Here is a 12,657-nt window from a genome sequence, read left to right on the forward strand (position 1 = left end):
CCCTACTATGTAGTGGCCTTTTTTGTCTCCATGCCTCGCTTGGCATCAGCCTCTTTAACAGCCAGGGCAAATTCATTCATTTTTGCGCTGCTTTTTTTGCCGGGTTCGCTCTCGACTCCTCCAGAGACATCAACAGCATAGGGAGCCGTGAGGGTGATGGCCTTAGCGACATTATCCGCACTCAACCCACCTGCCAGAATAATCGGTAAAGCAAGCTGTTGCGGCACACGAGCCCAATCAAACCGCTGGCCTGTCCCACCCGGCATTTCGGGATGGTAGGCATCCAGCAAAATACCACTCGCCTGTGTATAACGCGCCACCTCTTTTTCCACGACAAGATCGGGGTGCATACGTAATGCTTTGATCCATGGAATCGGACAGGTATTGCAAAACTCGGGAGACTCATCGCCATGAAATTGTACCAGGTCAAGATAGGGAGCAGCATCAGCCACTTCACGGGCAGTCGGGTTGACGAAAAGCCCCACTCGGGACACCGTCTCAGGCACCCGTTTCGATAAGGCACTTAGCTGCGCAAGCGTAATGGCACGTTTACTATTACTCCATAGCACAAAGCCCAGAGCATCTGCCCCCGCATTAACAGCAGCCTCAATATCCTGTTCACGAGACATGCCACAGAACTTGATGTGTGTCCGAGCATGCACGTTGGCATCAGGCTCACTGACCCTATTCAGAAAAGGTGATTTCATGGCAAACAAATAACGAACGATACCCAGGCGATGAAACTTACAGTACAAAAACAAGAGTCTATATTTTACATGGTAATAGAGGACATATGCTACTTGCCCATGTATAAACAGCCATATTAAGCCTTGAATTTAAACTCTACTAAAGCCAGACACGCCTGATATTTATCCGTAGAGCTTTGATGTATTCAATCGCGTCAACAGCCGGATTAGAGGTGTGGATCACTGAATTGCAACTCGAATGCTTTTCGTCTTCTACGAAGATACTCACCGATAGGCACTTCACGCTCTCCGCTCCACTCGCCTAAAAAGGCAAGCGGCAAAGGTCCCAAAGGCGTAGCGGGCAAGGTTTCCTGTTGCGCATATCGGGAATCAACAAAATGAAGGCCATGTGCCGGTGCTGTGACGCCAGCCTCTTCCCTTGCCTTACCCTGTAGCAAAGCCTCGCACCACTCCTCGGGATATCGACCATCTCCGATAGCCATCAGTGTACCGGCAATGTTACGAATCATGTGATACAGGAAAGCATTGGCCTGTACATCGATAACAACCAACCCTCCATAGCGCTTCACTTCAATAAAATGAAGATGCCGCCATGGGGTGCTGGATTGACATTTGGCTGCCCGAAACGCAGAAAAATCATGCTCACCCACCAGCACTTGAGCAGCACGATGCATACGTGCTTCATCCAGAGGAGCACGATGCCATGCTACCTGCTGATGAGCCAATGCCGGCGGTAACGCACCATTGTAAATCACGTAACGATAACGGCGCGCAATGGCGCTTGCCCGTGCATGGAAGTGATCAGGCACAGAAACAGCCCAATGCACACGGATATCCCGCGGCAATTTGGAGTTTACCCCCATCACCCAGGCTTTCTGTGTACGCTGCGCGGATGTATCAAAATGGGCCACCTGCCTACTGGCATGGACACCGCTATCTGTACGACCACTGGCTACAAGCTCAACAGGGGCACGTGCTATCTTGCCCAAGGCCGTTTCGAGCGACTCCTGTACGGAAGGGGCATGACGCAGGCGCTGCCACCCACAATAGGCGCTACCATCATACTCGATGCCAAGAGCAATCCGCCCTTTCAGCGGAGCACGCTCATCAAAATAGGGAAACAGGGACATGGGGGTTCAGTGCTCAAACGGGACATTCATATCAGGGATCATGTATGCATCGGATATCTGCCGAATTTCAGTATTGGCAGGAAATGATCCATAAGACCGAAGATGGTGGGTCACGACATCGAATAACATCAACACTTACCTGACACTAAAAAAGGGCGAATACAGGCTTCGCCCCTTCTTGATCGCACTATTATCGCGCAGGCCAGCATCAGGTTCAATCGGATCTCGGCCTCACGCTGAGATAGCAGGTTCCTGTAGAATGCTGAGCATTCGCCGTAACGGCTCGGCCGCCCCCCATAACAGCTGGTCGCCGACAGAAAATGCGCTGAGATATTCTCCTCCCATGCTCATTTTACGCAATCGCCCTACCGGTACAGTCAACGTACCTGCGACCGCAGTGGGCGTCAGCCGGTCAAGGGACGCCTCTTTCTCATTGGGAACCACGTCTACCCACTCATTGTAGTGACCAATCAGGGATTCAATCTCAGTCATGGGAAGATCATGCTTCAACTTGAGCGTAAATGCCTGTGCATGGCAGCGCAAGGAACCTACACGCACGCACAAACCATCAACAGGAATGGTATTAGGCGCATATCCCAGAATGCGATTGGTTTCCGCCCCGCCTTTCCACTCTTCCTTGCTCTGACCATTCTCAAGTTGAGCATCAATCCATGGAAGAAGAGATCCGGCTAGCGGCGCACCGAAATTATCCGTCGGAAAGGATGAACTGCGCTGTGTCGCAGTCACCTGACGATCAATATCCAGGATATTGCTGGCAGGATCATCCAAAAGAGCACCGGCTGAATTTCCCAGGGTTTTCATCTGAAGCAATAACTCACGCATGTTTTTTGCGCCAGCACCAGAGGCGGCCTGATAGGTCATGGAACTCACCCACTCGACTTCGCCTGCTTCAAACAGCCCCCCCAATCCCATGAGCGCAAGGCTGACAGTACAATTGCCCCCAACAAACGTTTTTACCCCGTCGTTCAACCCTTGATCAATCAATTTGCGATTCACAGGGTCCAGAACAATCAGGGCATCCTCGGCCATGCGCAAGGTGCTGGCGGCATCAATCCAGTAACCCTGATATCCCGTTTTTCTCAAATCCTCATAAACGGCCTTGGTATAGTCACCCCCCTGACAGGTTACGATGACATCCATTTCCCGGAGCACATCCAGATCATAGGCATCCTGTAATGCAGGCGCATTCACACCCACGGCTGGTGGCTTCCCCCCCTTCTGAGAGGTTGTAAAAAAGACAGGGTCGATAGACTGGAAATCGTTTTCTTCAAGCATGCGTTGCAGCAGTACAGACCCCACCATACCGCGCCAACCCACAAAGCCGACTTTTAACATAGTTAACTCATCACTTAATCAGGAGCAGACACTTGGACCCTTGAAGCCTCAGTGGGCAAGCCCAGACGACGCTTAATACCTCTACATTCGTTGAAAGCCTCGCAGCCTCAACCATAAAAGTCATATCGACGACCTGAACAGTATCATGCTATTAATTTATTCAACGTCTGATTTATTCAGCGCCTAATGTGTTGAAAGCCTCAACCACGGCATCGCCCATTTCACTGGTCGAAATCGGCGTAACATCAGGGCCTGCTATATCCGCGGTGCGCCATCCCTCATCCAGTACCTTGCCGACCGCATCTTCAACCCGCTGCGCCAGTTCAGGTTGATTAAAGGAGTAACGCAGCATCATGGGTACTGAAAGAATCGTCGCCAATGGATTGGCCAATCCTTTACCTGCAATATCCGGTGCACTGCCGTGGATAGGCTCGTACATGCCCTGACCAATATCATTAAGTGAAGCCGAGGGTAACATGCCAATTGACCCTGTCAGCATGGAGGCAGCATCCGACAGAATGTCGCCGAACATGTTCCCAGTGACAATCACATCAAACTGACGAGGTGCACGAATCAGCTGCATGGCTGCATTATCGACATACATGTGGGTCAGCTCGACATCCGGATATTCGGATGACACATCCTTGACAATTTCACGCCACAACATAGTGGCTTCCAGAACATTGGCTTTATCGACAGAGCATAAGCGCCCCTGACGTTTACGTGCCATCTGAAAAGCAACATGGGCAATACGACGCACTTCGGTTTCGTCGTAAATATAGGTGTTATAGCCATACCGGGTACCGTCCTCTTTTTCGCCAAACCCGCGGGGCTGACCAAAATAGATACCGCCGGTTAACTCTCGAACAATCAGGATATCCAAACCGGAAACCACTTCCGGTTTAAGGGTAGAAGCAGAGGCCAGCTGAGGATATAACAATGCCGGGCGTAAGTTACCAAAGAGATTGAGCGCCTTGCGAATACCCAACAGGCCCTTTTCAGGACGAAGGGAGATATCTTCCAGCGAGTCCCATTTTGGCCCCCCGACTGCTCCCAACAGGATAGCCTTCGCCTCACGAGCCGCATTTAGAGTGGCCTCTGGCAAGGGATGACCTTCGGCATCAATGGCATCACCGCCTACCTTGCCGAACTCAAGCTCAACATTCAGACCTTGTTGACGGCAGGCTTCCAGCACTTTTACAGCTTCGGCAGTAATCTCGGGGCCGATGCCATCCCCGGGTAATACCAGGATCTTGTCACTCATGAGCGATAACCACTTATCAATTTATATCAGTAAATTAAAGTAAAATAGGCATGCTCAAGTGTATTTAAAAGGACGCAAAAAATGGCTTTCAGTGCGCTTGAACATGCTAAATTCAAAAGAATCTTCTGGATGAGCCGGTATTTCACACTTGATTAAAGAGCCAGGGCTGTTTCTCTTTATGCGTGGTTTCGAATTGACGAATGGTATCCGCCTGCTCCAGCGTAATCGCAATGTCATCCAGACCTTCCAACAAACAGTGCTTACGAAAAGGATCAACCTCAAAACGGATTGTCCGACCAGAAGGCGTCGTAATTTCCTGACGCTCGAGATCCACGCCCAGACGATAGCCTTCCTGACGTTCCACTTCCGAAAACAGTTGGTCCACGGTTTCTTCATCCAACGTGATCAAGAGCAAGCCATTCTTGAAGGCATTATTAAAGAAGATATCAGCGAAACTGGGCGCAATCAGCACACGGAAACCAAAGTTCTCCAATGCCCACGGCGCATGCTCGCGCGAACTGCCGCATCCAAAGTTCTGCCGTGTCAGCAATATAGATGCCCCTTGATAACGAGGCTGATTAAGCACGAAATCAGGATTTAGCGGACGCTGGCTGCAATCCTTACCCACATACCCCTGATCCAGATAACGTAATTCATCAAACAGATAAGGGCCGAACCCCGTGCGTTTGATGGATTTTAAAAACTGTTTTGGGATAATCATGTCTGTATCGACATTGGAACGATCCAATGGCATGACGATACCGGACTGATGCTGAAACGGCTGCATGGTCACTCCTTGTCTACGCGCCGGGGAATAGGGGGCAAAAGCAACGGGGCTAAAACAATACGATTGTGTTCTATTCAGGCACTGATCATCTGCGGTTGTGCATAATAATCATGCTGACGAACATCAGTGAAGTGCCCTGCAATCGCTGCAGCGGCTGCCATGGCAGGGCTCACCAGATGCGTGCGTCCACCATATCCCTGACGCCCTTCAAAATTGCGGTTGGAGGTAGAGGCACAACGTTCCCCCTGCTCCAAACGATCCGCATTCATCGCCAAACACATTGAACAGCCCGGTTCACGCCACTCAAAACCTGCCGCTTTGAAAATCTTGTCCAACCCTTCTTTTTCAGCCTGTTTTTTAACCAAACCGGAACCGGGAACGACCATTGCCTGACGAAGTGTGGAGGCTACATGCCGCCCCTTCACCACTTCAGCAGCTTCCCGTAAATCTTCAATGCGCGAATTGGTGCAAGAGCCAATAAAAACACGATCCAGCATGATCTCTTCCATCGGCTGATCAGGCTGCAAGCCCATATATTCAAGTGCCCGTTCAGCACTCTGCTGTTTGGAAGCATCCTCAAAGCTTGCCGGTGCAGGTACGTGTCCCGTTACGGGTGCGACCATTTCCGGACTGGTTCCCCACGTCACCTGTGGCACGATAGTCGACGCATCAATAGTAACGACACGATCAAATTTTGCATCATCATCAGATACCAGTGTGCGCCAATAAGCTTGCGCGGCTTCCCACTGATCATCAGCAGGCGCATACGGACGATGCCGAATATAATCGATGGTAGTTTGATCCACTGCAACCAAACCGACACGGGCGCCCGCTTCTATAGCCATATTGCACAGGGTCATGCGCCCTTCCATGGACAACCCTTCGATAGTAGAACCGGCGTACTCGATGGCATATCCAGTACCAGCAGCCGTGCCAATTTCACCGATCATCGCCAGTGCAATATCCTTCGCCGTGACCCCTCGCCCCAGCGTCCCTTCGACACGTACCTGCATGTTTTTCATCTTGCGCTGCAACAGACATTGCGTCGCGAGCACATGTTCAACTTCAGACGTACCGATACCATGGGCCAACGCTGCAAAAGCACCATGTGTGGATGTATGAGAATCACCACACACAATCGTCATACCGGGAAGAGTTGCCCCCTGCTCGGGCCCTACTACATGTACGATCCCCTGTCGGTCATCGTTCATGGAAAATAATGTAATACCGAAATCATCACAATTTTCATCCAATGTAGTGACCTGAATACGAGAGACATCATCAGCAATACCCGATGCACCTGCGCGACGTTCCGAAGAGGTCGTTGGTACATTGTGATCCACGGTTGCCAGATTGGTATTGACACGCCAGGGCTTCCGATGCGCCAGACGCAGACCCTCGAATGGTTGGGCAGAAGTCACCTCGTGCAACAAATGACGGTCGATGTAAAGCAGCGAGGTACCATCGTCTCGCGCGCTTACCAAATGCGACTGCCACAACTTGTCATAAAGTGTTTGCCCCGCCATTTTCTACTCCTCGGATGGGTTTGCTTTAAGTCCTGCTGGATAAATCCAGGCCACCAGAACAGACCATAAAAACTAAACGCCTTATTTCTACACAAAAATGAAATATTAAATCAAATTTTTTCTCAAATAAAGCAATTAAATACCCAGCAAACGTCAAATAAAAGCATATACAGCTATCTTACTACCCGGATTTTAATAAATACAATTCATCTTTTTCATACAAACCATTCCTATTGGTTATGCTTTTTAACTACCATATGCTCAAATACTGGAAAGTCAGTATTATCAATGACTAATTGTCGATATCTGTGGGAAACAATGATTCGGTCAGAAGTAACATGCGGATAACGTAATCAGGATACGAGGCTGCGCGAACACGGCATAGCAGAACAGACTGCTGAATGGGAGGACAGAATGGATACGCAAGAGCTCAGGGCGTTCATTGCAGTAGCCGATAATGGCTCATTCTCACGCGCCGCTGAACGTTTGTACTTGACCCAACCGGCGGTCAGCAAACGTATTGCCGCGCTTGAAGAACGGTTGGAGCAGCGCTTGTTCGATCGTATCAATCGGCGCGCACGCCTGACAGAAAGTGGCCGGCGATTATTACCACGAGCACGGCAGATTATTGCAATGGTGGAGGATACCCGACATGCGCTATCCGAGTCAGCCACAGATCTAACCGGTACATTGCGGCTGGCAACCAGTCACCATGTAGGTCTTCATCGACTCCCCCCCGTGTTGAAAAGATTTGCTACTCAGCATCCACAGGTACAGATCGACCTTACCTTTCTGGATTCGGAGCAAGCCTATCAGGGCGTTATTGAAGGCGATATCGAAATGGCAGTCGTCACCCTCTCGCCGCAGTTTTTCCATCAACTTCATGTTCAGACGGTCTGGATTGATCATCTTCGTTATATCTGCGGAAACGACCACCCATTAGCCTTTATACCTCATGTCTCACTGGAAACGCTGTCTGAATACGAAGCCGTCCTACCGGACCCGCATACCTTTACCCGAGGTATTGTCGCGCGCCATTTTTCCGAACAGGGATTGGTCCCTCGCATTGCAATGTCGACCAATTATCTTGAAACACTCAAAATGCTAACCAGTATCGGGCTGGGATGGAGTTTATTGCCTGATACGGTAGTGGACGATTCTGTTCATTTGTTGCCTATAGACAGCCCTGTACCGGAGCGCCCTTTAGGCTATCTTTTTCATACGGGAAGAACGCTGTCCAATGCTACCCTTCGCATGAAGGAATTGTTGGATGAAGTGCATGCAGCAAACGGAAGTAAAGCGTTAAATAATGCAATGTAAAGAAGAGACAGAAGAGGCCGTATAGCGATCAGGCAGCTTAATTGGTGTTGATATCTCTATCTCTCCCGTAAAACAATCACCACGGCTACTTATGGGCAAGGGCTGCCTCTCATGGTCAAATCCTCACCCACTAGTACTTTAGTGAAATCAATACATGCCTAAGCCAAGAGCTACCTCAACACAGGCGTAGCCACATGCACATCGGCGTTTTGCGCACGATGTCTCATCCAATGATCCACCAGTGTCAATGCCATCATGGCTTCAGCAATCGGCGTAGCACGAATACCCACACAGGGATCATGACGACCTTTGGTCACCATTTCTGTCGGATTACCTGCCACATCAATGGTACGCCCGGGAATAGTAATAGAGGATGTCGGTTTCATTGCCATGCGTGCAACGATGGTTTGCCCACTGGATATTCCGCCCAACACCCCTCCCGCATTATTGGAGGCAAAACCTTCCGGCAGTAACTCATCACGATGTTCACTACCGCGCTGGGTAACAGCGTCAAAGCCAGCACCAAACTCAACACCTTTCACCGCATTGATACCCATCAAAGCGTGTGCCAAATCAGCATCCAGGCGATCAAAAACAGGTTCGCCCCAGCCCGGGGGTACGCCGTCAGCCACGACTGTTACTTCGGCACCAATAGAGTCCTGGTCACGGCGCAACTGATCCATGAATGATTCAAGCTCAGGTATTTTATCCGGATCAGCACAGAAGAAGGGATTATCATTCACACCATTCCAGCTCACAAAAGGCAGCTTGATATTACCGACCTGACTCAGGAAACCACGCACCTGAATGCCCTTCGCGGCCAACAGTTTTTTAGCGATGGCTCCCGCAGCCACACGCATTGCGGTCTCGCGCGCGCTGGAGCGCCCACCACCACGATAATCGCGGAAGCCATACTTGTGATGATAGGTGTAATCCGCATGCGCAGGACGAAACAGATCCTTGATAGCCGAGTAATCCCTGGAGCGCTGATCAGTATTTTCAATCAGCAGCGCAATGGGCGTCCCTGTCGTCTTACCTTCAAACACTCCGGAAAGGATGCGCACCTGGTCACCTTCACGGCGTTGCGTTGTAAACTTCGAGCTACCGGGGCGGCGGCGATCGAGATCAACCTGCAGATCGCTTTCACTTATATCAAGGCCAGGAGGGCAACCATCGACAATGGCGACAAGGCCTGCACCATGGCTCTCTCCTGCTGTTGTTACGGTAAACAGCTTACCGAAGGTATTGCCAGACATGATCTATTTCCTGCTACGAATAAGAGGTGCCAGATGACGCCATCAGTAAATCTTCCCGCGTCAGCGCAAAAACACCGTGACCACCCTGTTCGAACTCAAGCCATACGAAAGGCAATTCTGGATATGCCTCACACAGCTGACGCTCGGAATTTCCAACTTCTACAATCAGTATACCATCCGGTGCAAGATAGTCAGCGGCTTCATTCAATAACTTACGAGTAAAGTCCAGACCATCGGCACCCGAGGCCAAAGCCAGCTCAGGTTCATGGCGGAACTCTTCCGGCATATTGGCAATGTCACGTGTATCCACATAGGGAGGGTTACATACAATAAGGTCATAACCGGCGAAGCCATCGGAGATCCCGGGAAGGGCCTCAAACATATCCCCCCGCACAGTGTGTACACGACTTCCAAGATCGAAACGGCGAATATTTTCCTCAGCAACCGCCAACGCATCCTGACTGATGTCGGCCAGTGTGACTTCTGTAGTCGGCAAGGCCAATGCTGAAGCAATACCAATACAACCAGACCCCGTGCATAAATCCAATAGATTAGCCGGGTCACGCTCGGGAAACCATGCTGCAAAGCCGTCGCTAATCAATTCACCGATGGGAGAACGCGGAATCAATACCCGCGAATCAACCTTGAAGAGATGCCCGGCGAAATAGGCTTCACCCAACAGATAAGGTAGCGGAATGCGCTCGTGTACACGACGCTTGATCAGGGTGTAAATCTGCTCACGCTCGTCAGGCAGCAGCCTGGCATCCAGTACTTCGGCACCGCTGTCCGGGGGCAAATGCAAGGCCCCCAGAACAAGGGCAACGCTTTCATCCCATGCACTAATCGTTCCATGTCCAAGGTAGATTGCTTCACCGCGGTTACCATACTCGAAACAGGACGCACAAAAACGCAGCCAGTCGCGTATCGTTAGCAAGGTCTCATTAAGCGTCAAGGCATCGATAGCGAGAGGATCTAATGGCGGAAGAGGAGCAACAGGAGCATCTTTAGTCATGTTATACGATTCTTTACATGAATGTATCAATACTTGTAGCGAGCAAACTACAGTCGGTATCAGCAGCACAAGCGTTTAAAACGAGAGTGTGCATGGGATAGACATGGGCGTCCAGCCTTTTCAGGCTTGCAACTGACAAACACCCCCAAACAAACGAGTGACATTAGGGTGGATTACCCCCGCTCATCGATGATCAATTCATTAATCTGACTCTCTTCTTTACAAGAAAGACCCTCTTTCAGGCAAGAAATACACTCTTTCAGGGAAAATCCAATTTTCACGGTAAGCCTCATTACACCGTGATGATTTGCTTTTCCAGTACTATTTGCTCTTCCAGTACTATTTGCTCTTCCAGTACTATTTGCTCTTCCAGTACTATCTGCTCTTCCAGTACTATCTGCTCTTCCAGTACTATCTGCTCTTCCAGTACTATCTGCTCTTCCAGTACTATCTGCTCCTATTACACTTCATCATCCGCTGCTAGTATATGCATTCATACTTAAATTTGATTGAAATTCTCCGTCGTATTAATCAGCCGTTCATTACAGTGGGCTGAAACGCAAACTCTTTACCTCTTGACGTTCATTACAAAGCTTGATGCCTTCTTCAGGTTGGACGTATAGCAACAGGATTCAGAATGGCTGACAACCGTACTCGCCCACCAGATGAGCAGGAAGCGCCCGGTAAGGGTGATGACGCTTTTCAGGACTTGCTGGATATGCAGGGGGTACAGCATCTCAAGCCCAGACACAAGAACCTCGCCAATGTTCGCTCAACCAGGCAGGCTCGCTTTCATAAAGAGGTTTTGGAAACCCGGCGAAAGGCAGCTGCCACACCAATACAATCTCTTCAGGGAAAATCTCGCACCAGCGATGGACGTGTCGAACCGGTGAGCCCTTCTCAATCGCTTCTGTTTGCGTTGAATGATATAGATCAACGTTTGATCGCGCGCTTGAAACGTGGCGAGATCGAATGGCAGGAAGGGTTGGATCTTCATGGGTATACCGTAGAAGAAGCACGAGTGCAGGTAGAAAGTTTCCTGAGGGATGCGGAAAGCCAGCACTGGCGGTGTGTCCTGATTGTTCACGGAAAGGCGTGGTCCATGGCTTCCGGTTTTCCCGTTATCAAAAGTCACGTGAATGCCTGGTTGAGAGAATGGCCGACGGTGATCGCCTTTTCATCAGCCACCCCGGAAGATGGTGGAACAGGTGCAGTATATGTGCTCATGAAGCGCTATCGTGGCGAATGAAAACTTAAGACAAACTTCAAGATTAATGGGTATTATAACGACTCGCTCCCGCTGATCACGAGACCTTCATGAACCTTTTTGCCAGCCTCGCTCAGGCGTTGAATGTCACTATACCCATCTGTGCCCTGATCCTTCTGGGTGCCTTGTTGAAGCACAAACAATGGATCAATGATGACTTCATTCAAAGGGGAACAACTCTGGTTTTCCGGGCCTCGATGCCCACCCTGATTTTCTTTGCAGTATTGAATGCCAGCGTTGCGCACCTGAATCCACGACTACTGATTTTTTTTGCGGTGGCTACAGTAGCATCCTTCCTTTTCAGTTGGATGTGGGCCCGATTCAGAATTCCCATTCAGGATCGTGGCGCCTTCGTTCAAGGGGCCTTTCGCGGCAATGGCTCCATACTCGGGATCGCCTTCTCCAGTGGAATGTATGGTGCAACAGGGGTTAGCCTCGCAGCCTTGTTAGTCGCCGTGCTCATTCCCGTCTACAACATATTGTCGGTTATCGTGCTTGCTGTATATCAACAAAATGGTCAGGGAATTAATGTGCTGAAAATTCTGACCGGTATCGTGAAGAATCCGCTGATCCTGAGTGTGATTGCCGCTGTAATTTGGCGAACCCTTCACATTCCGATGCCTGAATGGCTGGCACGTACGGGCCATGATCTTGCTTCCCTCACACTTCCTCTGGCACTCCTGTGCATTGGGGGTGCGCTCTCTTTCAAGGGATTAAAAGAGACAAGTCGCTCGCTCTTTGAAGCCGTTGCACTTAAAACACTTTTGTTGCCCATCCTGTTGACCTTGACCGCATTGCTTGTGGGCTATAGAGGGGCTGAATTGGGCACGCTGTTTATCTATTTTGCCAGTCCCACCGCTACTTCGGCATTTGTCATGGCCGTAGCGATGGGAGCCAACAGGGAATTGACGGCTGGCATTATTGCCCTTTCAACACTAATAGCGATGGTTACGGTAAGTATCGGACTTTGCCTGATCCAGTACTCTTCGTTTTAGGAAACTCAAGGGGCTTCACTGCCCACTAAAACGTTCC

Annotated in this window: 11 protein-coding genes; 3 read left to right on the forward strand and 8 right to left on the reverse strand. The window is 50.1% G+C overall.

Annotated elements, in window-relative coordinates; translation table 11 throughout:
* Positions 1–5 precede the first annotated feature (5 nt).
* The 6 genes from LMG33818_RS01970 to leuC all read right to left on the reverse strand — a co-directional run bounded on the left by LMG33818_RS01970 (position 6) and on the right by leuC (position 6,770).
* Positions 6–707 carry a phosphoribosylanthranilate isomerase gene (locus LMG33818_RS01970; protein WP_442321673.1) on the reverse strand — a complete coding sequence of 234 codons (702 nt, stop codon included), beginning with the start codon at positions 705–707 and terminating at the stop codon, positions 6–8.
* A gap of 206 nt (positions 708–913) precedes the next feature.
* Complete coding sequence (gene truA / locus LMG33818_RS01975) at positions 914–1,837, reverse strand: tRNA pseudouridine(38-40) synthase TruA (RefSeq protein ID WP_442321674.1); 924 nt, start codon at positions 1,835–1,837, stop codon at positions 914–916.
* 231 nt (positions 1,838–2,068) lie between these two features.
* Positions 2,069–3,193: an aspartate-semialdehyde dehydrogenase gene (gene asd / locus LMG33818_RS01980; protein WP_442321675.1), complete on the reverse strand. Its 1,125-nt coding sequence runs from the start codon at positions 3,191–3,193 to the stop codon at positions 2,069–2,071.
* Positions 3,194–3,365: 172 nt separating this feature from the next.
* Positions 3,366–4,457, reverse strand: a complete 1,092-nt coding sequence (leuB, locus tag LMG33818_RS01985; protein WP_442321676.1) for a 3-isopropylmalate dehydrogenase — start codon at positions 4,455–4,457, stop codon at positions 3,366–3,368.
* Between the two features lie 142 nt (positions 4,458–4,599).
* Entirely contained in the window at positions 4,600–5,244 is a 645-nt protein-coding gene (gene leuD / locus LMG33818_RS01990; protein ID WP_442321677.1) for a 3-isopropylmalate dehydratase small subunit, read from the reverse strand.
* A gap of 74 nt (positions 5,245–5,318) precedes the next feature.
* The gene (leuC, locus tag LMG33818_RS01995) at positions 5,319–6,770 is read right to left on the reverse strand and encodes a 3-isopropylmalate dehydratase large subunit (protein ID WP_442321678.1); all 1,452 of its coding nucleotides are present in this window, start codon (positions 6,768–6,770) and stop codon (positions 5,319–5,321) included.
* Positions 6,771–7,184: 414 nt separating this feature from the next.
* Between leuC and LMG33818_RS02000 the strand changes: the two genes are divergently transcribed.
* Positions 7,185–8,090, forward strand: coding sequence for a LysR family transcriptional regulator (locus tag LMG33818_RS02000; protein WP_442321679.1), 906 nt, complete (start codon positions 7,185–7,187; stop codon positions 8,088–8,090).
* Positions 8,091–8,260: 170 nt separating this feature from the next.
* Here LMG33818_RS02000 and aroC read toward each other — a convergent pair whose 3' ends face one another.
* On the reverse strand, positions 8,261–9,346 hold the full coding sequence (aroC, locus tag LMG33818_RS02005) for a chorismate synthase (RefSeq protein ID WP_442321680.1): 1,086 nt from the start codon (positions 9,344–9,346) through the stop codon (positions 8,261–8,263).
* A gap of 13 nt (positions 9,347–9,359) precedes the next feature.
* Entirely contained in the window at positions 9,360–10,358 is a 999-nt protein-coding gene (gene prmB / locus LMG33818_RS02010; protein ID WP_442321681.1) for a 50S ribosomal protein L3 N(5)-glutamine methyltransferase, read from the reverse strand.
* A 637-nt stretch (positions 10,359–10,995) separates the two neighbouring features.
* Here prmB and LMG33818_RS02015 point away from each other — a divergent pair.
* Both LMG33818_RS02015 and LMG33818_RS02020 read left to right on the forward strand, forming a co-directional pair.
* On the forward strand, positions 10,996–11,607 hold the full coding sequence (locus LMG33818_RS02015) for a Smr/MutS family protein (protein WP_442321682.1): 612 nt from the start codon (positions 10,996–10,998) through the stop codon (positions 11,605–11,607).
* 68 nt (positions 11,608–11,675) lie between these two features.
* Complete coding sequence (locus tag LMG33818_RS02020; protein WP_442321683.1) at positions 11,676–12,620, forward strand: AEC family transporter; 945 nt, start codon at positions 11,676–11,678, stop codon at positions 12,618–12,620.
* Positions 12,621–12,657 lie beyond the last annotated feature (37 nt).

Origin of the sequence: Cernens ardua (genome assembly GCF_051251085.1) — a bacterium.
In the GTDB taxonomy this organism is placed as follows: Bacteria; Pseudomonadota; Gammaproteobacteria; order Pseudomonadales; family Halomonadaceae; genus Cernens; species Cernens ardua.